At 56.4% G+C, this 23,162-nt stretch carries 24 protein-coding genes and 1 riboswitch; of the genes, 16 read left to right on the forward strand and 8 right to left on the reverse strand.

Annotation, left to right across the window (positions count from 1 at the left end; genetic code table 11):
* The 5 genes from AC2FAK_RS13410 to hpxK are packed head-to-tail and all read left to right on the forward strand — an operon-like array spanning position 1 to position 4,530.
* Positions 1 to 666, forward strand: coding sequence for an amino acid ABC transporter permease (locus tag AC2FAK_RS13410; protein ID WP_095455517.1), 666 nt, complete (start codon positions 1 to 3; stop codon positions 664 to 666).
* Positions 666 to 1,322: an amino acid ABC transporter permease gene (locus AC2FAK_RS13415; protein WP_038985602.1), complete on the forward strand. Its 657-nt coding sequence runs from the start codon at positions 666 to 668 to the stop codon at positions 1,320 to 1,322. The genes AC2FAK_RS13410 and AC2FAK_RS13415 overlap by 1 nt, the downstream gene beginning before the upstream one ends.
* Complete coding sequence (locus tag AC2FAK_RS13420; protein WP_013097221.1) at positions 1,303 to 2,040, forward strand: amino acid ABC transporter ATP-binding protein; 738 nt, start codon at positions 1,303 to 1,305, stop codon at positions 2,038 to 2,040. The genes AC2FAK_RS13415 and AC2FAK_RS13420 overlap by 20 nt, the downstream gene beginning before the upstream one ends.
* Before the next feature lie 13 nt (positions 2,041 to 2,053).
* Positions 2,054 to 3,295 carry a pyridoxal-phosphate-dependent aminotransferase family protein gene (locus AC2FAK_RS13425; RefSeq protein ID WP_038419062.1) on the forward strand — a complete coding sequence of 414 codons (1,242 nt, stop codon included), beginning with the start codon at positions 2,054 to 2,056 and terminating at the stop codon, positions 3,293 to 3,295.
* On the forward strand, positions 3,292 to 4,530 hold the full coding sequence (gene hpxK, locus AC2FAK_RS13430; RefSeq protein WP_095455518.1) for an allantoate amidohydrolase: 1,239 nt from the start codon (positions 3,292 to 3,294) through the stop codon (positions 4,528 to 4,530). Before AC2FAK_RS13425 ends, hpxK begins: the two co-directional genes overlap by 4 nt.
* On the opposite strand, the gene AC2FAK_RS13435 is transcribed toward hpxK, so the two are convergent.
* The gene (locus AC2FAK_RS13435; protein WP_046889775.1) at positions 4,527 to 5,642 is read right to left on the reverse strand and encodes an ABC transporter ATP-binding protein; all 1,116 of its coding nucleotides are present in this window, start codon (positions 5,640 to 5,642) and stop codon (positions 4,527 to 4,529) included. The genes hpxK and AC2FAK_RS13435 overlap by 4 nt on opposite strands.
* Before the next feature lie 321 nt (positions 5,643 to 5,963).
* Here AC2FAK_RS13435 and AC2FAK_RS13440 point away from each other — a divergent pair, with 321 nt between their 5' ends.
* The 6 genes from AC2FAK_RS13440 (at position 5,964) to AC2FAK_RS13465 (ending at position 13,068) form a co-directional block, all read left to right on the forward strand.
* On the forward strand, positions 5,964 to 7,178 hold the full coding sequence (locus AC2FAK_RS13440; protein ID WP_095455519.1) for an extracellular solute-binding protein: 1,215 nt from the start codon (positions 5,964 to 5,966) through the stop codon (positions 7,176 to 7,178).
* Between the two features lie 57 nt (positions 7,179 to 7,235).
* Positions 7,236 to 8,540 (forward strand): carbohydrate ABC transporter permease, encoded by a 1,305-nt coding sequence (locus AC2FAK_RS13445; protein WP_095455520.1) that lies wholly within the window; start codon positions 7,236 to 7,238, stop codon positions 8,538 to 8,540.
* A gap of 11 nt (positions 8,541 to 8,551) precedes the next feature.
* The gene (locus tag AC2FAK_RS13450) at positions 8,552 to 9,403 is read left to right on the forward strand and encodes a sugar ABC transporter permease (RefSeq protein WP_013097215.1); all 852 of its coding nucleotides are present in this window, start codon (positions 8,552 to 8,554) and stop codon (positions 9,401 to 9,403) included.
* Positions 9,404 to 9,405: 2 nt separating this feature from the next.
* A complete protein-coding gene (locus AC2FAK_RS13455; protein ID WP_095455521.1) occupies positions 9,406 to 10,608 on the forward strand; it encodes a glycoside hydrolase family 53 protein in 1,203 nt (400 codons plus the stop codon).
* Positions 10,609 to 10,637: 29 nt separating this feature from the next.
* Positions 10,638 to 12,695, forward strand: coding sequence for a beta-galactosidase (locus tag AC2FAK_RS13460; RefSeq protein WP_023620985.1), 2,058 nt, complete (start codon positions 10,638 to 10,640; stop codon positions 12,693 to 12,695).
* A 130-nt stretch (positions 12,696 to 12,825) separates the two neighbouring features.
* Complete coding sequence (locus tag AC2FAK_RS13465) at positions 12,826 to 13,068, forward strand: PTS sugar transporter subunit IIB (protein WP_013097212.1); 243 nt, start codon at positions 12,826 to 12,828, stop codon at positions 13,066 to 13,068.
* 102 nt (positions 13,069 to 13,170) lie between these two features.
* On the opposite strand, the gene AC2FAK_RS13470 is transcribed toward AC2FAK_RS13465, so the two are convergent.
* A complete protein-coding gene (locus AC2FAK_RS13470; RefSeq protein WP_013097211.1) occupies positions 13,171 to 14,436 on the reverse strand; it encodes a maltoporin in 1,266 nt (421 codons plus the stop codon).
* Between the two features lie 269 nt (positions 14,437 to 14,705).
* On the opposite strand from AC2FAK_RS13470, the gene AC2FAK_RS13475 reads away from it, so the two are divergent.
* A complete protein-coding gene (locus AC2FAK_RS13475; RefSeq protein WP_038419069.1) occupies positions 14,706 to 15,782 on the forward strand; it encodes a LacI family DNA-binding transcriptional regulator in 1,077 nt (358 codons plus the stop codon).
* A 42-nt stretch (positions 15,783 to 15,824) separates the two neighbouring features.
* On the opposite strand, the gene AC2FAK_RS13480 is transcribed toward AC2FAK_RS13475, so the two are convergent.
* A complete protein-coding gene (locus tag AC2FAK_RS13480; RefSeq protein ID WP_040021574.1) occupies positions 15,825 to 16,826 on the reverse strand; it encodes a magnesium transporter in 1,002 nt (333 codons plus the stop codon).
* A 59-nt stretch (positions 16,827 to 16,885) separates the two neighbouring features.
* Positions 16,886 to 17,055: riboswitch (M-box (ykoK) riboswitch) on the reverse strand.
* Between the two features lie 156 nt (positions 17,056 to 17,211).
* Here AC2FAK_RS13480 and AC2FAK_RS13485 point away from each other — a divergent pair.
* Positions 17,212 to 17,715, forward strand: coding sequence for a DedA family protein (locus AC2FAK_RS13485; RefSeq protein ID WP_038419072.1), 504 nt, complete (start codon positions 17,212 to 17,214; stop codon positions 17,713 to 17,715).
* Between the two features lies 1 nt (position 17,716).
* Here AC2FAK_RS13485 and AC2FAK_RS13490 read toward each other — a convergent pair whose 3' ends face one another.
* The gene (locus tag AC2FAK_RS13490; RefSeq protein WP_013097207.1) at positions 17,717 to 18,466 is read right to left on the reverse strand and encodes an SDR family oxidoreductase; all 750 of its coding nucleotides are present in this window, start codon (positions 18,464 to 18,466) and stop codon (positions 17,717 to 17,719) included.
* 100 nt (positions 18,467 to 18,566) lie between these two features.
* Here AC2FAK_RS13490 and AC2FAK_RS13495 point away from each other — a divergent pair, with 100 nt between their 5' ends.
* The gene (locus tag AC2FAK_RS13495; RefSeq protein WP_013097206.1) at positions 18,567 to 18,926 is read left to right on the forward strand and encodes a winged helix-turn-helix transcriptional regulator; all 360 of its coding nucleotides are present in this window, start codon (positions 18,567 to 18,569) and stop codon (positions 18,924 to 18,926) included.
* Between the two features lies 1 nt (position 18,927).
* Here AC2FAK_RS13495 and AC2FAK_RS13500 read toward each other — a convergent pair whose 3' ends face one another.
* A complete protein-coding gene (locus tag AC2FAK_RS13500) occupies positions 18,928 to 19,722 on the reverse strand; it encodes an SDR family NAD(P)-dependent oxidoreductase (RefSeq protein ID WP_013097205.1) in 795 nt (264 codons plus the stop codon).
* Between the two features lie 125 nt (positions 19,723 to 19,847).
* A complete protein-coding gene (locus AC2FAK_RS13505) occupies positions 19,848 to 20,291 on the reverse strand; it encodes a winged helix-turn-helix transcriptional regulator (RefSeq protein WP_095455522.1) in 444 nt (147 codons plus the stop codon).
* Between the two features lie 152 nt (positions 20,292 to 20,443).
* Here AC2FAK_RS13505 and agp point away from each other — a divergent pair, with 152 nt between their 5' ends.
* The gene (gene agp, locus AC2FAK_RS13510) at positions 20,444 to 21,685 is read left to right on the forward strand and encodes a bifunctional glucose-1-phosphatase/inositol phosphatase (protein ID WP_014831381.1); all 1,242 of its coding nucleotides are present in this window, start codon (positions 20,444 to 20,446) and stop codon (positions 21,683 to 21,685) included.
* A 32-nt stretch (positions 21,686 to 21,717) separates the two neighbouring features.
* On the opposite strand, the gene AC2FAK_RS13515 is transcribed toward agp, so the two are convergent.
* On the reverse strand, positions 21,718 to 21,945 hold the full coding sequence (locus AC2FAK_RS13515) for a YccJ family protein (RefSeq protein ID WP_008499832.1): 228 nt from the start codon (positions 21,943 to 21,945) through the stop codon (positions 21,718 to 21,720).
* A gap of 18 nt (positions 21,946 to 21,963) precedes the next feature.
* Complete coding sequence (gene wrbA, locus AC2FAK_RS13520; RefSeq protein WP_013097202.1) at positions 21,964 to 22,560, reverse strand: NAD(P)H:quinone oxidoreductase; 597 nt, start codon at positions 22,558 to 22,560, stop codon at positions 21,964 to 21,966.
* A 391-nt stretch (positions 22,561 to 22,951) separates the two neighbouring features.
* Here wrbA and AC2FAK_RS13525 point away from each other — a divergent pair, with 391 nt between their 5' ends.
* On the forward strand, positions 22,952 to 23,122 hold the full coding sequence (locus AC2FAK_RS13525; protein ID WP_013097201.1) for a con-10 family general stress protein: 171 nt from the start codon (positions 22,952 to 22,954) through the stop codon (positions 23,120 to 23,122).
* Positions 23,123 to 23,162: the final 40 nt, after the last annotated feature.

Raw genomic sequence — 23,162 nt, forward strand, 5'->3', positions numbered from 1 at the left:
ATGACAGAGCAACTCCATTTCTCTGAGCTCTGGCCGCACTGGCCGGCGCTGCTGGCCGGGCTGTGGGTCACCATCCAGTTGACGGTGATGGCGACCCTGGGCGGTCTGACGATTGGTATTTTCGGGGCGGCCATTCGCAGCGGGCGGGCGACGTGGTTTAGCCGGATCTGGGGCGGTTACGTGGAGATTATCCGTAACACGCCGTTTGTGGTGCAGCTGTTTTTTATCGTCTTTGGCCTGCCCAATATGGGGCTGAAGATGACGGCGGGTGAGGCGGCACTGCTGGCGATGGTGATCAATCTGGGCGCGTACAGCACGGAGATTGTCCGGGCGGGCATTCAGGTGACACCAAAAGGGCAGTGGGAGGCCGGACGCGTGCTGGGGCTGACCCGCACCCAGACCTTCATTCGCGTGGTGTTACCGCCTGCGCTACAGCGTATTTATCCGGCGCTGGTGAGCCAGTGCATTATCGTGATGCTCGGCTCGTCGGTGGTGTCGCAGGTCTCGTATGAAGAGCTGACCTTTGCCGCCAACCTGATCCAGTCCAGAACGTTTCTGAGCTTTGAGGTTTATCTGGTGACAACCGGGATTTACTTAGCGCTGTCGATTACCCTGCGTCAGCTGATGATGGCGGCAGGACGCAAATGGCTGGGGGGGCAGGCATGATGACCACCTTTACCGACTGGGACATTATTCGCAACCTGCTGCTGGCCGGGCGCTGGACGATACTGCTGTCGCTGGTGGCGTTTGTCGGCGGCGCGGTGGTGACCCTGCCGCTGCTGCTGCTGCGCCTCACCGGCGGACGACTGATCATGCGCCTGATCCGCGGCTATATCGAACTGTTTCAGGGTACACCGCTGCTGATGCAGCTATTTCTGGCGTTCTTCGGCGTGGCGCTGTTCGGCATCGATGTCTCGCCATGGACCGCCGCATCGCTGGCCCTCACGTTCTACACCAGCGCGTTTTTGCTTGATATCTGGTTTGGCAGCATTCGCGCGCTGCCAAAAGGGCAGTGGGAAGCGTCGCGCTGTCTGGGGCTGACCTTTGGCCAGACGCTTTATCGGGTGGTCGCGCCGCAGGCGTTGCGGATTGCGATTGCGCCGACGGTCGGTTTTGCCGTCCAGGTGATTAAGGGCACGGCGCTGGCGTCAATCATCGGCTTTATCGAGCTGACCAAAGCCGGGACGATGCTCACCAATGTCACTTATCAACCGTTTAAGGTCTTTGCGCTGGTGGCGCTGGGCTACTTTATTCTGTGTTATCCGCTGTCGCGTTACAGCCGTTATCTGGAGACTAAATTCAATGCCTCTCATCACCATTAATCAGGTGCAGAAGTACTACGGCGATAACCATGTCCTGAAGGGGGTCGATCTCGATATCGACATGGGCCAGGTGATTTCGATTATCGGGCGCAGCGGATCCGGCAAAAGCACCCTGCTGCGCTGCATCAACGGTCTGGAAGGGTATCAGGACGGCAGCATCAAGCTTGGCGGCATGACCATTACCGACCGGGATTCCCAGGCGCGTGAAATCAGCCGCTCGGTCGGGATGGTGTTCCAGAACTTTAACCTGTTCCCGCACATGACGGCGCTGGAAAACGTGATGCTCGCCCCGCGTCGGGTGCTGAAGAAAAGCGCCGCCGAATGCCGGGCGCTGGCGCAGCAGATGCTGGAGAAAGTCGGCCTCGGCGATCGTCTGGATTACTACCCGTCGAGTCTCTCCGGCGGCCAGCAGCAGCGCGTGGCGATTGCCCGTGCGCTGGCGATGTCGCCAAAAGTCTTACTTTGTGACGAGATCACCTCCGCGCTCGACCCGGAACTGGTGGGCGAAGTGCTTAAGGTGCTGGAGCAGCTGGCAGCAGAAGGGATGACCCTGATTCTCGTGACCCATGAAATGAATTTTGCCCGCGAAGTGGGCGACCGCGTGGTGTTTATGCACCAGGGGAAAGTCTGGGAGCAGGGCGACAGCAAAACGCTTTTCGCCAACCCGCAGACCACTGAACTGAAGCAGTTCATCTCCTCCGTGCGCGGCCTCAACTGATAAGGACTTAACAATGGATATCGCTCAATTTCCGCAACTTAATCCGCCGCAGCGTCTGCTGATGGGGCCGGGGCCGATCAATGCCGATCCGCGCGTGCTGCGCGCCATGTCGAGCCAGCTGATTGGTCAGTACGACCCGGCGATGACCCACTACATGAACGAAGTAATGGCGCTCTATCGCGGGGTGTTCCGCACCGAAAACCGCTGGACGATGCTGGTGGACGGCACCTCCCGCGCGGGCATTGAGGCGATTCTGGTGTCGGCCATTCGCCCGGGCGATAAAGTGCTGGTGCCGGTGTTTGGCCGCTTCGGCCATCTGCTGTGCGAAATCGCCCGCCGCTGCCGGGCGGAAGTGCATACCATCGAGGTGCCGTGGGGCGAGGTGTTTACCCCGGATCAGGTGGAGGATGCCATCAAACGTATTCGTCCCCGTCTGCTGCTGACCGTGCAGGGGGATACCTCCACCACCATGCTGCAGCCGCTGGCCGAGCTCGGCGCGATTTGCCGCCGTTATGACGTGCTGTTTTACACCGACGCCACCGCGTCGCTCGGGGGGAACGCGCTGGAAACCGATGCCTGGGGGCTGGATGCCGTCTCCGCTGGCATGCAGAAATGCCTTGGCGGCCCGTCCGGCACGTCACCGATCACCCTGAGCCCACGCATGGAAGAGGCGATCCGCCGCCGCAAATGCGTCGAGGAGGGGATCCGCACCGACGCCCATCGCGACGGCGACGAGGAGATGATCTACTCCAACTATTTCGATCTCGGCATGGTGATGGATTACTGGGGGCCGGAGCGGCTGAACCATCACACTGAAGCCACCACCGCGCTGTTTGGCGCCCGCGAATGCGCGCGGCTGATCCTGCAGGAGGGGCTGGACAACGGCATCGCCCGGCACAAGCTGCACGGCGATGCGCTGCTGAAAGGCATTCAGGCGATGGGGCTGGAGACCTTTGGCGATCTGAAGCACAAGATGAACAACGTGCTGGGCGTGGTGATCCCGCAGGGCGTTAACGGCGATCAGGTGCGTAAGTTGATGCTGGAAGATTTCGGTATCGAAATTGGCACCTCGTTTGGCCCGCTGCACGGCAAGGTATGGCGCATTGGCACCATGGGTTATAACGCCCGTAAAGACTGCGTAATGACCACCCTGAGCGCGCTGGAGTCGGTGCTGAACTACCTGAAATTTACTACCCCCCAGGGGGCGGCGATGCAGGCCGCGTGGGATCATTATCGCCGCGAGACGTCACAATGAGCCCGGCGGCAGAGCGGGTGATGGCCCGTGCCGATGCGCTGGCCGCCATCAGCGAAACCCCGGACGGCCTGACGCGGGTTTATCTCTCCACGCAGCATCTGCAGGCCAACCAGCTGGTCGGGCAGTGGATGAGCCAGGCGGGCATGACCGTCTGGCAGGACAGCGTCGGGAATATTTGCGGGCGCTATGAGGCGCAGCAGGAGGGCGCGCCGGCGGTACTGCTTGGCTCGCATCTGGATACCGTGCGCAATGCCGGGCGCTACGACGGCATGCTCGGCGTGCTCACCGCCATTGAGGTGGTGGACAGCCTGCAACAGCAGGGCGTGCGCCTGGCGCAGGCCATCGAGATTGTTGGCTTCTGCGACGAAGAGGGGACCCGCTTCGGCATTACGCTGTTAGGCAGTCGCGGCCTGACGGGCACCTGGCCGGAGAACTGGCTTGATACCTGTGATGCCAGTGGCATAAGCGTGGCGCAGGCGATGGTGCAGGCGGGGCTGGATCCCGGACGGGTAGCGCTTGCCGCGCGGCATCAGGACGATTTCAGCGCCTGTCTGGAGCTGCATATTGAACAGGGGCCGTGCCTGGAGCAGGAGGGGCTGGCGCTGGGGGTAGTAGAAGCCATTAACGGTGCGCGGCGTCTGAACTGTCTCTTTACCGGCGAAGCCGGGCATGCCGGAACCGTGCCGATGGCTCACCGTAAAGATGCCCTGGCCGCGGCTGCCGAATGGATGGTGCAGGTTGAAAACACCACCCGACAGCGCGGCGGCAATCTGGTTGCCACGGTGGGGGCGTTACGCTGCCTGCCCGGCGCGGTCAATGTGATTCCCGGCGAGGTGGCGCTATCGCTGGATATTCGCGGCCCGCAGGATGCCCCGCTGGACGCACTGCTCACTGAACTGCTCATTCAGGCGGAACAGATCGCAGCCCGGCGTGGGCTCTGTTTCAGCGCCGAGGAGTTTTACCGGATAGCCGCCACGCCCTGCGATGCCAGACTGCAATCGCTGTTAGGGGAGGCCGTGACATCGGTTCAGGGCCGTACGCTATCGCTGCCGAGCGGTGCCGGGCACGACACCATTGCGCTGGCAGAACGCTGGCCGGTGGGGATGTTGTTTGTGCGCTGCAAGGGGGGCATCAGCCACCATCCGGCGGAGTCGGTGATGGCTGAGGATGTTGCGCTGGCGATTGAGGCGTTTGGGCGGGCGGTGAGAGCGCTGGCTGACGGTGGCGCGCGTTAAGCCACCGAACGCACCGCATCTTCGATATCAGCGCTCACCCGTACATCCTGGTCGTCAAAAACCATGCAGTGATGGTCGTCAAACGCCACGTCTATCTTCTGCCAGGGCGCGAACTTCACGTCGCCCGGCAGCAAGATCTTCACGTTGTCGTGGCCATAGCATTGCCCAAACAGATAAGTATTGTTTCCCAGTCGCTCCACCACTTCACAGTTAAATTCCAGCCGCGTGCCGCGGTGAAGGTCGGTGGTTAAATGTTCCGGGCGGATGCCCAGCGTGACCTGACTTCCCGGCTGCAGCGGTGTGGTGGTCATCGTGAGCGTGAGCGACTTCTGTTGCGATAGCCTGACGGTAAGCTTACCGGGCTGCCAGGCTTCAACGGTCGCCGGGAGAAAGTTCATCTTCGGAGAACCGATAAACCCGGCGACAAACTTATTTGCCGGTTTGTAATAGAGATCCATCGGGGCGCCCATCTGCTCAACCTTGCCATAGTTCATGACCACGATCTTGTCGGCCAGGGTCATCGCTTCGATCTGGTCGTGCGTGACATACACCATGGTGGTTTTCAGCTCCTGATGCAGGCGGGCAAGGTGCAGACGCATCTCGACGCGCAGTTCGGCGTCCAGGTTAGAGAGCGGTTCATCAAACATAAAGACGCGCGGGTTACGCACGATGGCGCGGCCTATTGCCACGCGCTGGCGCTGCCCACCCGAGAGCTGTTTAGGTTTGCGGTCCAGCAGGTGGGAGAGCTGCAGCGTTTTTGCCACCATCTCCACCTGGTGACGGATCTGTTCTTTTGGGACCTTATTCACCTTCAGCCCGTAGCCCATGTTTTCGGCGACCGTCATGTGCGGATAGAGCGCGTAGGACTGAAACACCATGGCCACGCCGCGGTGGGAAGGCGCGACGTCGTTCATCACCTCATTACCGATTAAGACTTCACCTTCGCTAATCTCCTCCAGACCGGCAATCATGCGCAGCATGGTCGATTTACCGCAGCCGGAAGGGCCAACAAAGACGGCGAATTCCCCGTCTTCAATTTCAAGATTCACGTTGTGCAAGGTGACGGTGTCGCCAAAGCGCTTGGTGACATTCCTTAACTGTATGTTTGACATCAGTGTTCCCCGAGTAAACCGCTGTCTATGTTTTACGTATAACAATTAAATTCAACATAGCTGGACGGTGCAATTTGTCTGCATCGACTATAACTTCCAGTATTCAAGCGCCCTATACAGATTTTCCATTAATGTTATGACGATCACACAACTTACAGTTTTTTGTAGAGTTATCATGATGTGAAGGGTAGCGTATACCAAACCAAAGATATTTAATGTCATACGTGCAGCATCTGATTTTGCTGAATTTTAGATGAGGCAGATAAGGCGTTAAATGTCATAACAACCATAAAATTGTTATACCTTCACATGAGGTTTGTAATGAAAAAGAACCTACTTGCCGCTCTGATCCTCTCTACGCTCTCGGTGCAGGTACATGCCACCACGCAGCTTAACGTCTGGGAAGACATCAAGAAGTCATCCGGTATAAAGGATGCGGTGGCTGACTTTGAAAAACAGTACGACGTTAAGGTCAACGTCCAGGAGACACCTTACGCCCAGCAGCTGGAAAAACTGCGTCTGGATGGCCCGGCGGGCATTGGCCCGGACGTGCTGGTGATCCCTAACGATCAGCTGGGCGGTGCCGTGGTGCAAGGGCTGCTGACCCCCCTGAATCTGGAGGCTAAGCAGACCGAACAGTACACCCCGGCCTCAATCAATGCCTTCAAAATGGATAATGCCCTCTACGGCGTACCGAAAGCGGTCGAGACGCTGGTGCTGATCTACAACAAAGACCTCATCGACAAGCCCCTCAACTCGCTGCAGGACTGGTATGACTTTTCGAAACAGCAGCGCGCGAAAAACCAGTACGGCCTGCTCGCCAAGTTCGATCAGATTTACTACAGCTGGGGGGCAATTTCCCCAATGGGCGGCTACATCTTCGGTCATAACGACAAGGGCGGCTATAACGCCAGCGACGTTGGACTGAACAAGCCGGGCGCGGTAGAGGCCGTGACGTACCTTAAAAAATTCTACGCCGACGGGATCTTCCCGGCCGGGATAGTCGGTGACAACGGTCTGAACGCCATTGACTCCCTGTTCACCGAGAAGAAAGCGGCAGCCGTGATCAATGGGCCGTGGGCATTCCAGCCGTATGAAGCGGCAGGGATCAACTACGGCGTTGCGCCGCTGCCAACGCTGCCCGACGGCAAGCCTATGAGTTCTTTCCTTGGCGTGAAAGGCTACGTTGTCTCCACGTGGAGCAAAGACAAAGCCCTGGCGCAGAAATTTATCGAATTCATCAACCAGCCGCAGTATGTGAAAACGCGCTACATCGCCACGCGTGAAATCCCGCCGCTTACCGCGATGATCGACGATCCGATTATCAAAAACGACGAAAAAGCGAGTGCCGTCGCGGTACAGTCGGCGCGCGCAACTGCCATGCCGGGCATCCCTGAAATGGGTGAAGTCTGGGGGCCAGCCAACGCCGCGCTGGAGTTGAGCCTGACCGGCAAACAGGATCCTAAAGCCGCGCTGGATAGCGCAGAAAAACAGGTCCAGATGCAGATCGAAGCCATGCAGGCCAGCAACCAGTAATTTTCTGCCGTCGCAAAACGGGAGGACTCTCTCCCGTTTTTTTGAAAGGAGTTGTCTGTGAGTATCATCCCGGAAAATTTTGCCAGACCGCACGGGGCCGGGCGCCATGCCTGGACCGGCCTGCTGCTGGCGTTCATCCCCGGCTTCGGCCAGTTCTACCATCGTCAGTGGCTGAAAGGGATCATCTTCCTGGTACTGCTGGTCAGTTTTCTCGGCGTATTTGCCGATTTTCTGCGCGAAGGGCTGTGGGGGCTGGTGACGCTGGGCGAGGAGGTGCCGCGGGACAACTCCATCTTCCTGCTGGCTGAGGGGATCATCAGCGTGCTGATCGCCGCGTTTGGCGTGATGGTCTGGTACCTGTCGATGCGTGATGCGTGGGTGAATGGCAGAAAACGCGATACGGGACTTGCGCTTAACAGCGTGCGCAAGCAGTACCAGATGCTGCTGAGCGACGGCTTCCCGTATCTTATGATCACGCCCGGCTTTATCCTGCTGGTGTTTGTAGTGGTTTTCCCAATCCTGTTCGGCTTTGCTATCGCCTTTACCAACTACAACCTCTATCACACGCCGCCGGCTAAGCTGGTGGACTGGGTTGGGTTTAAGAACTTCATCAATATCTTCACGCTCTCCATCTGGCGTTCGACCTTCTTCGACGTGCTGCAGTGGACGGTGGTCTGGACCCTGCTCGCTACCACGCTGCAATGTTCGGTAGGCGTGCTGCTGGCCATTCTGGTGAACCAGAAAGATCTGCGCTTTAAACCGCTGATCCGCACCATCTTCATTCTGCCCTGGGCGGTGCCGGGCTTTGTCACCATCCTGGTGTTTGCCGGAATGTTTAACGACTCCTTTGGGGTGATCAACAACGCCATTCTGGCCTTCTTCGGCATCGCGCCAAAAGCGTGGATGACCGATCCGTTCTGGACCAAAACGGCGCTGATTATGATGCAGACCTGGCTCGGCTTCCCGTTTGTTTTCGCCATGACCACCGGCGTGCTGCAGGCCATTCCGGACGATCTGTACGAAGCGGCGACCATGGACGGCGCCAGCAGCGTGACTAAGTTGCGTACCATCACGCTGCCGCTGGTGCTTTACTCGATTGCGCCGATTCTGATCACTCAATACACCTTCAACTTCAATAATTTCAACATCATCTACCTGTTTAATAACGGCGGACCGGCGGTGGTAGGGTCGAATGCGGGTGGGACGGATATCCTGGTATCGTGGATCTACAAACTGACGATGTCCTCTTCGCAATATGCGATTGCGGCGACCATCACTATCCTGCTGTCGATCTTTGTCGTCGGGCTGGCGCTGTGGCAGTTCCGCGCCACGAAATCGTTCAAAAATGACGACATGGCGTAAGGAACGGAACAATGGCTCAATCACAAAGTATTAAACGTGAGAAGTGGGTTCGCCTCTCGCTCTCCTGGCTGGTTATCGTGCTGGTCTCGATAATCATCATTTACCCGCTGGTGTGGACGGTCGGTGCGTCGTTTAACGCGGGTAATAGCCTGCTGAGCTCGTCGATTATTCCAGAGAACTTCTCGGTACAGCACTATGCCGACCTGTTCAACGGCCAGGTGAACTACATGACCTGGTACTGGAACTCAATGAAAATCAGCTTCCTGACCATGGTACTGACCTTAATCAGCGTCAGCTTTACCGCCTACGCGTTTTCGCGCTTTCGCTTTAAGGGGCGTCAGAACGGTCTGATGCTGTTCCTGCTGCTGCAGATGATCCCCCAGTTCTCGGCGCTGATTGCTATCTTCGTGCTGTCGCAGTTGCTGGGCCTTATCAATAGCCATCTGGCGCTGGTGCTGATCTACGTGGGCGGCATGATCCCGATGAACACTTACCTGATGAAAGGCTACCTCGATGCCATCCCGAAAGATCTGGATGAATCCGCGCGCATGGACGGGGCCAGTAATTTCCGGATTTTCATCGAAATTATCATGCCGCTTTCGAAGCCGATTGTGGCGGTGGTGGCGCTGTTCTCCTTCACCGGGCCGCTGGGGGATTTCATCCTCTCCAGCACCATTTTGCGCACCCCGGACAAATACACCTTACCCATCGGGCTTTATAACCTGGTGGCGCAAAAAATGGGTGCCAGCTACACCACCTACGCGGCAGGCGCGGTCCTGATTGCGGTGCCGGTGGCGATCCTCTACCTGGCGTTACAAAAATACTTCGTCTCCGGCCTGACCTCCGGGAGTACCAAAGGATAACCATGAAAAGACTCAAACCCGCTTTGCTCGCCGTTTGCCTCTCATGTGGCCTTGCCGCGAGTGCTTTTGCTGCCGACGCGGTGAAAACGCGTCCGTTTAACGCCATGCCTGCAGATTTTATTAAGGGGGCGGATATTTCGACCCTACTGGAAGCCGAACAACAGGGCGCGAAATTCTATAACCAGAACGGCCAGCAGCAGGATGCGATTGCGATCCTGAAGGCCAACGGCGTGAACTATGTACGCCTGCGCCTGTGGGTTGATCCACAGGATGCGAGCGGCAAGATCTATGGCGGTGGCAGTAACAACCTGGAAAACACGATTGCGCTGGCGAAGCGCGTGAAGGCGCTGGGCCTGAAGCTGCTGCTCGATTTCCACTACAGCGATTTCTGGACCGATCCGGGCAAACAGTTCAAGCCGAAAGCCTGGGAGAAGATGGACTACCCGCAGCTTAAAACGGCGATCCATGACTACACCCGCGACACCATCGCCCGCTTTAAGCAAGAGGGCGTACTGCCGGACATGGTGCAAATCGGTAACGAAATCAACGGCGGCATGCTGTGGCCGGAAGGCAAAAGCTGGGGGCAGGGCGGCGGCGAGTTTGACCGTCTGGCCGGACTGCTCAACGCCGCGATTGGCGGGCTAAAAGAGAATCTGACCGGCGGCGAGCAGGTGAAAATCATGCTGCACCTGGCCGAAGGGACTAAAAATGACACCTTCCGCTGGTGGTTTGACGAAATCGCGAAGCGCGGCGTGCCATTCGATATCATCGGCCTGTCAATGTACACCTACTGGAACGGCCCGATTAGCGCGCTGAAGGCCAATATGGATGACATCAGCAGGCGCTATAACAAAGACGTGATTGTGGTGGAAGCGGCATACGGCTATACGCTGGACAACTGCGATAACGCTGAGAACAGCTTCCAGGCGAAAGAAGAAAAAGACGGCGGCTATCCGGGTACCGTTCAGGGCCAGTACGATTATATTCACGATTTAATGCAGTCCGTTATTGATGTTCCGGACCACCGTGGCAAAGGCATTTTTTATTGGGAGCCGACCTGGATTGCCGTACCGGGCACCACGTGGGCGACCAAAGCCGGCATGAAATATATCCATGACGAATGGAAAGAGGGGAATGCCCGCGAGAATCAGGCGTTATTTGATTGCCAGGGAAAAGTGCTGCCATCAATAACGGTATTTAAATAATTTTTATCTTCATTCAGGACGTTTTTAATATGAATAAATTTGCGCCTTTAAGCCCAAAGGTCGCGGCGTTATTGCATGGCGCCGACTATAACCCGGAGCAATGGGAGAATTATCCCGGTATTATTGAAAAAGATATTGCCATGATGCAGCAGGCAAAATGTAATGTGATGTCGGTGGGCATATTTAGCTGGGCAAAGCTGGAGCCGCGTGAAGGGGAATATGATTTTGCGTGGCTGGATAATATTATTGAAAAACTGTATGCGGCAGGTATTCATATTTTCCTTGCTACGCCAAGCGGCGCGCGTCCGGCGTGGATGTCGCAAAAATACCCTGAGGTGCTGCGCGTCGGGCGCAACCGCGTGCCCGCGCTGCACGGAGGCCGGCATAACCACTGCATGTCATCGCCAGTGTACCGTGAGAAGACATTCACCATTAACCGCCTGCTGGCGGAGCGTTATTCACACCATCCGGCGGTACTGGGCTGGCATATCTCTAATGAATACGGCGGCGAATGTCACTGTCACCTGTGTCAGGCACGTTTTCGCGACTGGCTGAAGGCGCGCTATAAAACCCTGGACGCGCTGAACCACGCGTGGTGGAGCACCTTCTGGAGCCACACCTACACCGACTGGTCGCAGATAGAGTCCCCCGCGCCGCAGGGAGAAGTGTCGATTCACGGCCTCAACCTCGACTGGCGTCGCTTCAATACCGCACAGGTGACTGATTTCTGCCGCCATGAAGTGGCCCCGCTAAAAGTAGCGAATGCGGAACTGCCGGTAACCACCAACTTTATGGAGTATTTCTACGACTACGACTACTGGCAGCTTGCGAAGGCGATCGACTTTATCTCCTGGGACAGCTATCCGATGTGGCACAAGGAGAAAGACGAAACGGCGCTCGCCTGCTACACCGCCATGTATCACGACATGATGCGTAGCCTGAAGGGCGGTAAGCCCTTCGTGCTGATGGAGTCGACGCCGAGCACCACCAACTGGCAGCCAACCAGCAAGCTGAAAAAGCCGGGGATGCATATTCTCTCGTCAATGCAGGCGGTGGCGCACGGAGCGGATTCGGTGCAGTACTTCCAGTGGCGTAAAAGCCGCGGGTCGGTGGAGAAATTCCACGGCGCGGTTATCGACCACGTGGGTCATCTGGATACCCGCGTCGGGCGTGAAGTGACGCGCCTGGGCGAGATGCTGGCACGCCTGCCGGAGGTCGCAGGTTGCCGTACCGAGGCCCGGGTGGCGATTGTCTTCGACCAGCAAAACCGCTGGGCGCTGGATGATGCCGAAGGTCCGCGCAATATGGGAATGGAGTACGAAAAAACCGTCAACGAGCACTATCGTCCGTTCTGGGAAAAAGGCATTGCGGTGGATGTCATTGACGCTGACGGCGATCTGAGCGACTACGCGCTGGTGGTTGCCCCCATGCTTTATATGGTACGCGAAGGGTTTGCCGAGCGGGCAGAAGCCTTTGTGGCTAATGGCGGGCATCTGGTGACGACCTACTGGACCGGCGTGGTGGATGAGACCGATCTCTGTCATCTGGGCGGTTTCCCTGGCCCGCTGCGCAAGCTTCTGGGCATCTGGGCGGAAGAGATCGAGTGTCTGGGCGAGGGGGAGCGCAACCTGATTCAGGGGCTGGCAGGCAACGCGGCGGGTTTGCAGGGGCCGTATCAGGTGCGACATTTATGCGAGCTGATCCACGCTGAGTCCGCACAGGTGCTGGCGACCTACCGCGATGATTTCTACGCAGGTCGCCCTGCGGTAACGGTCAACCGCGTCGGTAAAGGCAAGGCGTGGCATGTCGCTTCACGTAACGATCTGCCGTTCCAGCGCGATTTCTTCGCCGGAATTATCAACGAGCTGGCACTACCGCGCGCCATCGAGGGTGAGCTCCCGCCGGGCGTGGTTGCCACGGCACGCACGGATGGCGAAACCACCTGGGTGTTTGTGCAGAACTACACGGCACAGCAGCAGTACATCACGCTGCCACAGGGGTATACCGACTGCATGACAGACGCCGCTGCTGCGGGCGATACCGCTCTGCTGCCCTGGGACTGTCGTGTGCTCAGGCGTAAAGCGTAGTTGATTTTCTCCCTCTCCCTGTGGGAGAGGGCTGGGGTGAGGGCATCAGACCGCACCGTCCGGGCAAAAAGGCACAGAACGCCTGCTCCACGAGCAGGCATTTTTTTATCTGCATATAATGAGGCGTATTATGGACAGTCAAATTACCCAGCGTTTAATTCCCGCGTTTGGCGGCGACGATAATATCGAACACGTCGAAGCCTGTATTACCCGCCTGCGCGTGACGGTAAAAGATTTAAATAAAGTTGACTCTGAGGCGTTACAGAATGAAGGGGCGCTGGGGGTAATTATTATTGGCCAGCAGGTGCATGCCATATTTGGCAGGCAGTCTGATGCCTTACGTCAGTTATTAGATGAACATTTTAATCAATAAATAAAAAAAGGGATAGCCAAAATAATGGCTATCCCGAAACAGGCGAATAAACTGCCAGTTGTTGGAGATACAATAACGATTAACGCATTTTAGAAATAAATATTACCACCAGGCTTCAACCTGCACGCCGAAGTTCCAGGTATTACTGGCGGTGCCGTCTTCGAAGGATTTCCCATGTTCGGAATCATTCAGATAAGAGGCAAACACGCGTAGCTCGGGACGTGACATAAAATCAGGTCCGTCCGCCAGACCTAAGGCGATCGTGTACTTCTCACCGCTCTGCTTGTAGTTTGAACCGTCGGTATAGGTATCTTTCTGGTAGAACCCGCCCACTTCACCAATCAGACGCACATATTCGGTGAACTGATACTGCGCGCGGCCCACCAACGAAATCAGGCGCGATTTATCGGTATACTGCGTGGTGTCATCCGCCGAGCCCCAGGTCAGGACGTGGTTAAAGGAGAGCTTATCGGTAATGGGAATTAAGCCGGTATTAATCACGCGGTAGCCGCTGGCATCGTTCACATAGTTCCACATGTCGTACCAGCCGCCCCCCTGGGAAACCATGTTCTGCGCCAGACCTTTGTTGGCATACTGCAGCACCAGCTTGTTATAGCCGCCCAGCATGTCCTGGCTGATCTCTCCGGTTACCATCACGCCGTTGTCGGCCTCGTACAGCCCGCCATACTCTTTCTGTTTGTTGGTCGGGTTTGGCATGGCATAGTCAATACCCACTTCCGTCCACGCGCCTGCCCACGGTTTCCAGCCCGCATAGCGGAGATCGATATAATTAATGTTCACGTCGTTATCACCGTCAACGCGGTAGTCCACGTCGTTGGCATCGCCGCGGATCCAGGCCACAGAGACCGCGCCAGGGCCGAGCGTATAGTTTTCAATACCTGCACCGGATCCCGAGATGTTCCAGTATTTGGTGTCAATGATGTGCAGATCATGACGCTGGTAATAGCGCTTCCCACCCCAGATAACCGCATTCGGATCGCCCGGGATCAACCCCTTGATCTGCAGGTTAAGCTGACGCAGGCCAAACTGAGCGTCGTCGCCAAAGGTGGTTTCGTTATCGTTAGAGCCGTCAGACACCATGCTCACCATGCTGTCGAGATAAAAGCTCACGTCGTTCTTTTTGTAGACCTCAGAGCCCAGTTCCAGCTCGCCGTAGGTATCGGCTTCGTTACCCAGACGGCCTATTTTATTCTTCTGCCACTCCTCCATCCCACCATCCCGTGAGACGCCCACGCCGGAGCGAAGATAGCCATGAAAATCAATCGGTACTGAAGACGCAGCAAACAGCGATGGAGACGCTAACGCGGCAGCCAGCGCAACGGATACAGAGCGGATCGTCGTGTTCATTGTTACCCTCTTATTGTTTTGTAATACGTTCACAAATCCGCTGTCATAAAATGCCTAAACCTTCTGGCTGGCAATTGAACGATCCTAAATGTGTGATTAACTGCAAATAAAATAGACAATTTTGTTACGAGTGATGAGCTGTGCCACAAATTATGGCATTGTGAACGTAATACTTTTTGATGGTGTTATGTCTGCGAGGTGAGGGCAGTGAGCGTTTTTTTACAGCGCCCCTGTTACAATCATCGCATAACAACATAAGGAACCGGACCATGAAGTCGAAAAGCGCAACGTTAGAGGACGTCGCACGCCATGCAGGCGTCTCCTATCAGACCGTGTCCAGGGTACTGAATAAATCTGCCAATGTATCCGAGGCCACGCGCCACAAGGTTGAGAAATCCATAGAGTTATTGCGGTATGTGCCGAATCGCCTGGCCCAGCAACTGGTAGGCAAGCAGAGCCAGACCGTCGGGCTGGTGACCATTTCACTGGCTTTGCACGCGCCTTCTCAGGTGGCGGCAGCGGTAAAACGCTATGCGAACGTGGAGGGATACCAGGTACTGATCTCGATGATAGATGAGAACGTCAACCAAAGTATTCAGGACTCTATCAACGAACTGAAGTCCCAGCTGGTGAGCAAGGTGATCATTAACGTGCCTCTGGAGGCCGAAGAGGCGCAGAAAATCGCCACCGACAACGACGATATCGTCTGTCTTTTCCTGGATGTCGACCCGTACAGTTCTGTGTTTAACGTTTCGTTTAACCCGGCGGATGGGACCCGCGCCAGCGTTAAATACCTTTACGAGCTGGGCCATCGCGACATCGCCCTGCTGGCGGGGCCGGAGTCCTCTGTGTCGGCACAGTTGAGGCTAAAAAGCTGGATCGAAACCCTGAAGGGTTACGGGCTGGAGCCCGCTTCGGTGATCCGCGGCAACTGGGATGCGCAGAGCGGGTATGCCGGTGCGCTGCAGATGTTGCGCGAAACGCCGCAGTTTTCCGCCGTACTGGTGGCCAACGACCAGATGGCGCTGGGCGTACTGAGCGCCTTCCACCAGCAGCAGATTTCCATTCCTGGCGAGAAGTCGGTGATTGGCTACGATGATACCTACGAAAGCTCGTTCTTCTACCCGGCGCTGACGACGGTCTCACTGGATTTAGATCTGCAGGGCAAAGAGGCGGTGCGCCGCATTCTGGACAGCGGCGAAGAGAGTGCCCTGCGCATGTCCTCGATTTTACCTGCCCGTCTGGTGGTGCGACAGTCCACCGGGCCGAAAGGGGAGAAGGGAAAAAACCTCCAGGCGCTGGCCCAGCAGCTGCGCGAGATTGCGCATCAACTGGGTGATGTGTAGCGGAGTGAGCACCTCAATCACAGGAAAGAGGTGCTCGTAAGATTACTCCAGCCCCAGCGTATACTGGGCGATTTTGAAGTAGATAATCAGCCCGGTACCGTCGATAAGCGTCGCGATAAACGGCGCGGAGACGACGGCCGGGTCAATGCCGCAGCGCTTGAGTACCATGGGAATAACGGACGAGACTATGGCGCTCCACAGCGTAATGCACACCAGCGTCAGGCTGACGATAAGGGTAATTTCCAGCCCAATCCCCATCATCCATGCGCGGATGCACCCGGCAATACCGAGCGTGACGGCAATCATCAGTGAGGTGGTCATCTCTTTGCAAAGTACGCGACCGACATCGCGCAGATGCACTTCACCCAGCGCCATGGCGCGCACCAGCGTGGAGGTGATCTGCGTTCCGCTGTTCCCGCCGGTGCCAATCAGCAGCGGGATAAAAAATGCCAGCGCAATGGCGGACTCCAGCGCCTCTTCAAAGTGCTGGATCACCGAGCTGGTGTAGGCTTCCGCGACAAACAGCAGCAGCAGCCAGACGGAGCGTTTTTTCCACAGGCTGAAGGCGCTGGTCTCCAGATAGGGCTTTTCCAGCGGCAGCGTGGCCCCCTGGCGCTGGGCATCTTCGGTGACATCGTCTTCCAGCAGGTGAGCCATTTCGCGCTCGGTGAGGCAGCCAACCAGCTTGCCGTGGGTGACCACGGGCACCACATCCGCACCGCTGTGAGCCAGCAGTCCGGCGACATCGGCCCGCTCATCTTCCGGTTTGACCTGCAGAAATTGCGACAGCATCAGCGATTTTACCGGCTGCACGGTATCGGTGGTTTGCAGCAATTTGCGTACCGCAATCATGCCTGCCAGGCGACCCTGATCTTCAATGAAAATATGCGACGGAATATCATCGTCTTTTAATTTTTCGAAAAACTGCTCGCGCGCCAGCGCCACGCATAATGAAATATCGAGGACAATAAAATCGGTATTCATATATTGCGCGATGGCGCTGTCATTGAATACCGGGTTCTGGTTGTGAATAGCGTAAGACATAGTGAATTCCCTTTGAATAAAAAATCTCTCAGGGGCGAGCAAGACAGGGCATGTCGAAGAGGAGATCCCCACGTCCTGGGTTCAGCACTGTACACCGTATCCCGTAAGGGAAGTTATACTGACAAAGCCTTGATTCGACAGTGCCTGTTTTACCCTGTGCGGGTTCTCTCGAACCTGCCAGAGCGATAACGTGTATTTGTACAGGAGCCTCGCCATAACGAGATCGTTGTAAACCAGCGGGATAATACGCTTATTTTATTTTCCCGCTCTGGAATTTAAAAAATGTTTAGGGAATGTTTATGTATTCATTATTCATGACGCGTTGAGCCTTTATTTAAACTTGTTCGACTTTAATGGCAGGGTAAATATTCACGAGGAGAGCAAGGTGGCGTGGTTTGACAATCTGCTCAATCATTTTGCGCATTATCCGACGCATCTCTTTGCGCTGCTCTTCGTGCTGGCTTTGAGTAAATCCACGGTGCTGATCTCCTCCGTGCTGCCGCCCGCCTCGGTGATGTTGCTGACCGGGATCACCGTCAGCCAGGCGAGCCTGCATCCGGCGTTGACGTGGCTGGCGGTGGTAATGGGGGCCACGCTCGGTTCGCTGCTGAACTATCATATCGGTCAGTTGATGGGGCATACGCGGCTGGTGACGCGCATTACCACAAAACATGCCGATACATTTTTGCGGGTGCAGCATCAGCTACAGAAAAACGGCGTGCTGGTGCTCTTCACCGCCCGTTTTCTGGCGGTACTGCGCTATATCGTGCCGCTGGCGGCGGGCATGCTCAGGCTCAACCGGGTGAAGGTTTACGCGGTCAGCCTGTTTTCTGCCGCCGTCTGGGCGGCGCTGTATGTCGGCATTGTCACCGGCATCAGCGCCTTTTGAGTTACAAGCTTCCCATTCCGCCGTCCACCAGCAGTTCCGTTCCTACCGTGTAGCTGGATTCGTCGGAGGCCAGATAGAGCGCGGCTTTTGCCAGCTCCGTCGTCGAGCCCATTCTACCCAGCGGCACAAGCTTGATGATCTCCGCCATCATCGCGTTAAGCGTTTCTTCGCTTAAGCCCGTTTTCGTAAAGGCCGGGGTTTCTACCGGGCCGGGGCTCAGACCGTTAACGCGAATGCCGCGCGGCAACAGCTCTGCCGACAGTGTGCGTGCCAGCGACAGCAGGGCGGCCTTGCTCGCGGCATACACGCTGCTGGTGGGCAGGCCGATGCGCGCGCTTACGGAGCCGCACAGGATCACCGAGGACGGATTATTCAGCAGCGGCAGCAGCGCCTGAATTAAAAAGAACGGTCCCTTCAGGTTGATGCCCATCAGACGATCCCAGGCCTCTTCCTGCCACGCTTCCAGCGGTGCGTGCGTCACGTCGCCGGCGTTGAGAAACACCGCGTCCAGGCGTGGCCAGCGGGCGGCAAGCGTCTCCGCCAGCGCTTTTTGCGAAGCAATATCTCCCGCATCGGTCGGGATCACCCAGGCCTTATCGCCCAGAATGCGCTCTGCTTCGGCGAGCGTTTCCGGGTTACGACCGGTGACGGCGACATGCGCCCCTTCGGCGAGAAACACCTGCGCAGTGGCAAGGCCAATGCCGCTGGTTCCGCCGGTAATCAGCGTATATTTACCTGCTAAACGACCCATGTTCTTCTCCTGAAATGTCTCTGGAGAAAGCACTATAGAAACGTTAGTATCGAAAGGAAACCAGGTACCAATTGGATACTAATGCGGCAAGAGGTGTGCTATGGCGGAATTGCTCGATATACGTTGTGAAAAAAATTCTGAGGTTTATGTCTGCCCGATGACGCAGTTTGTGAACCTGATTTCCGGGAAGTGGGCGATCCCTGTTCTTTATCGCCTGATTATCCTCAATGCGCCGGTACGCTTTGGCGATCTGCTGCGCGCTACCGCCCCCATCACGCAAAAAGAACTCACGAAGCAGCTCAGGCTGTTCGAACAGCGCGGGCTGGTGTCGCGCACGGTTTACCCGGAGATCCCACCGCGCGTGGAGTACCAGATCACGGGGCTGGGGTTGACCCTGCAAGGGGCGCTCTCGCCGCTGGCCGCCTGGATGAGTGAGTACGGCGACCAGCTTGAGCGTTAGCCTACTGTTTTACATAGCGCGGCGCCGGGATGCCGGTGCGGGCGCTGTTAAACAGTTCCAGACGTGCCGTTTCGTAGCGATCCCACAGGCTGGCATCATGCATTGGCGGAATGGTAATCAGCTCGCCCTGATCCAGACCCGCCAGCGAAGCATCCACCATATCGTCAGTGGTCATCACCGAGCCTTCCGGCAGATCGTTCACCGTCACACCGGAATGCTGCCAGATTTCTGTTGCCGTCGCGGCGGGTAACACGGCCTGAATACGCAGGTTGCTGTCGGCAAACTCCTCCTGTAACCCACGGGTAAAGCTGAGCACCCAGGCTTTGGTGGCGCTGTACAGCGCGCTGCCTGCACGCACGTGCAGGGACAACACCGAGGCGATATTGATAAGCGTACCGTGGTTATTCTGCGCCAGGCGCGGCAGGATCGCATAGGTCAGGCGCATCAGCGCCGTGGTATTGAGGGTGTTAATGGCCTGATGCTGGGCCACATCGCCCGCGAGGAACGGCGCCATCTGCGCGGTGCCGGCGTTGTTAACCAGCGCATCAATGGCGGTATTGCTACGCAGTTCGTCTTCTACCGCGCGGATCCCGGTTTCATCGGTGAGATCGGCCACCAGAATATCGACGGTCACGCCATAGCGCGCGCGCAGGTCGGCGGCGAGGGTTTGCAGCCGATCCTCGCGGCGGGCGACCAGGACCAGGTTAGCGCCGCGCGCGGCAAGGCGATCGGCATAGACGGCACCAATCCCGGAAGAGGCACCCGTAATCAGGGCGGTAGTGATTTGCGTAGTCATCGTGTGTTACCTCAAAGCAAAGTGGGTTATTTGGTTTCAATATGAAACTGAATTCACTGTCTGCTATTTGGTTTTATAATGCAACTGTATTGGTGGTCATTTTGTGCTTTTGCCGTCGGGAACGATCAGGAGGGGAGTTTGGCCACGATCTCTTCAGGCGTAAGTTCGCGGCCATCATCGGCGATAAGCAGCAGTTTACGCAGCGGTTTGCGCTGTTCGCTATCAACGAGAACGGTGCCGCATTCGTTTTCTGCGAACAAAAATTCATTGCCCCACTGGGACAGGGCAACCAGCACTGTCTGGAGTGCGCGTCCCTTGTCGGTGAGAACGTATTCCTGCCAGGCGCTGCCGTCGGAGGCGGGCTGGAGCCGGAGGATGCCTTCATCGACCAGCAGTTTTAGCCGCGCGGTCAGCATGTTTTTCGCGATACCGAGGCTTTTCTGGAACTCGCCGAAGCGATTAATCCCGCGCAATGCGTCGCGAACAATCAGCAGCGACCACCAGTCGCCGATGATATCCAGCGAACGGGCGACAGGGCAGGTACTCTCTTCAAGACGGGTGCGTTTCACAGGCAAATCTCCGGGCGTATGTAGTTTTATTATAAAACTAATCTGCTCACCGGGTAAGCGTGTTATTCATCAGTTTGAGAAATGCTTCCCGGAAAATTGTCACGGATCTGTCACACTGAACGCGACATTTTAAAACGAGTGAGGAATTAGGGATGAGAAAAGCACTACTTGCGGTGGCCGTGGCCGGTCTCTTTTCAGCAGCCTCCGGGGTGCAGGCGCAAGAGACGCCGGAAGGGTATCAGCTGGAGCAAGTTTTAATTATGAGCCGTCACAACCTGCGCGCACCGCTCGCCAATAACGGCAGCGTGCTGGAGCAGTCCACGCCAAAGCAATGGCCTGAATGGGAAGTGCCGGGCGGTCAGCTCACCACCAAAGGTGGCGTGCTGGAGGTTTACATGGGGCACTACATGCGCGAGTGGCTGGCCCAGCAGGGGATGGTGAAGACGGGAGAATGTCCACCGGCGGAGAGCGTTTATGCTTACGCCAACAGCCTGCAGCGCACCGTAGCCACCGCGCAGTTCTTCATTACCGGGGCTTTCCCGGGCTGCGACGTGCCTGTGCACCATCAGGACAAAATGGGCACCATGGACCCAACCTTTAATCCGGTAATTACCGATAACTCGCCGGAATTCCGCGAAAAAGCGCTTAAGGCGATGGAGTCCGAGCGGCAGAAAATGCAGCTTGGCGAAAGCTATAAGCTGCTGGAGCAGATGACGAACTACGCCGATTCACCGTCATGCAAAGAGAAAAAAGTCTGTTCACTGGCAGACGCGAAAGATACCTTCAGCGCCGACTACGAAAAAGAACCGGGCGTTTCCGGGCCGCTGAAAGTGGGCAACTCGCTGGTGGATGCGTTCACGCTGCAGTATTACGAAGGCTTCCCGGCCGACCAGGTGGCCTGGGGAGAGATTAAAACCGACCAGCAGTGGCGCGTATTGTCGAAGCTGAAAAACGGATATCAGGACTCGCTGTTTACCTCAACCGAGGTGGCGCAAAACGTCGCCAAACCGCTGGTGAAGTATATCGATAACGCCCTGGTGACCGATCAGGCAAAAGCGCCGAAAATCACCCTGCTGGTGGGGCATGACTCCAACATTGCCTCTCTGCTGACGGCGCTGGACTTCAAGCCGTACCAGCTGCATGACCAGCAGGAGCGCACCCCAATCGGCGGCAAAATTGTCTTCCAGCGCTGGCACGACAAAAACGCCAACCGCGAGCTGATGAAAATTGAGTATGTGTATCAGAGCTCAGAGCAGCTGCGTAACGCCAGCGTGCTGTCGCTGCAGTCTCCGGCGCAGCGCGTGACGCTGGAACTGAAGGGGTGTCCGGTGGATGCGAACGGTTTTTGCCCGATCGATAAATTTAATACGGTGATGAACGACGCGGCGAAATAAGATAGTCCCCCCGCGCAGGCGGGGGGAAACGCTCAGACGTTTTTACGTTCGATGGTTTGCTCACCCCAGAAGAGCGAGTCTTTGTCCGTTTTTTCGAAGGCGCGTACCAGCACTTCATCATTGCCTTCTTCCCAAATCTGCTCTGCCAGTTTTTCATCGTATTTCGCGACTTCAAAAATGGCTTCGGCGATCTCCGGAGAGGTATTGCGTAAACTTGCCCATTCGCCCACGTGGTGAGCTTTGGATTCTTGAGTTGGCATGCTTGTCCTCCTGTTGAGTTAGCCGTTCAGTTTTTTGGCCAGACCCGCGACATATTCACCCTGATAGCGGGCGATAGCGAGCTCTTCGTTGCTCGGCTGTCGGGATCCATCGCCACCGGCAATGGTGGTTGCACCGTAAGGTGTGCCGCCACGTACCTGAGAGACATCAAACAGTTCCTGCGCGCCATAGCCAATCGGTACAATCACCATCCCATGATGAGCAAGGGTAGTCCAGGTTGAGGTAATCGTCTGTTCCTGGCCTCCGCCGGTCCCGGTGGAGCTGAACACACTGGCGAGTTTGCCGTACAGCGCGCCAGAGGCCCACAGCCCGCCCGTCTGATCGAGGAAGGTGCGCATCTGGCCCGACATATTGCCAAAACGGGTGGGGGTGCCGAAGATAATGGCGTCGTAATCCGCCAGCTCCTGAGGCGTGGCGACCGGCGCATTCTGGGTTTTTCCTCCGGCTTTGGCGAACGCTTCTGCCTGCATGGTTTCCGGTACGCGTTTTACCACAACCTCCACGCCGTCCACTTTGTTTGCACCTTCTGCTACCGCGTGAGCCATGGTTTCAATGTGTCCATACATGGAATAATAGAGCACCAGAACTTTAGCCATTTTGCATCACTCCTCGTTTGTTTTTTCTGACAGCGAATCGCTGCGTTCATTTAAAGATATGACATCACAGCCAGACTGCAAAAATGAACGGCATTTCTTTGATTTATAACAATATGCTGACCATCGCGGCTTGTAGCAAAATGAAACATTTTTACCGCCGACGATTTTTGAAATGATAAGAAAGGCTTATGAATGACCGCCGCGTTTTCTCACCCAAAAGACTGAGATCTTGTTGCAGAATATTAACTACAGCTTGCCGGATACCCTCAGTCCACTAAGCTTAGTTTCACGCGGCACAGATAAAGGCGCTGTCCTTTAGCCGCGAGGTGAAAGAATCCTCTTTTACTGAATGCAATATGATGTCTAATGTTTCACATACTGGAGGTTAGAGATGGCAAACCATCGTGGTGGTTCAGGTAATTTCGCCGAAGATCGTGAAAGAGCATCAGAAGCAGGCCGTAAAGGTGGCCAGCATAGCGGGGGTAATTTTAAAAATGACCCTCAGCGCGCATCTGAGGCTGGCAAAAAAGGGGGTAAAAACAGCCATGGCGGCAATAAGTAAGTCGCCGGGTTGAAAGACCTCTGCCGCCGGGTTCTCCCGG

This window comes from Enterobacter cloacae complex sp. 394F7 (genome assembly GCF_057320385.1).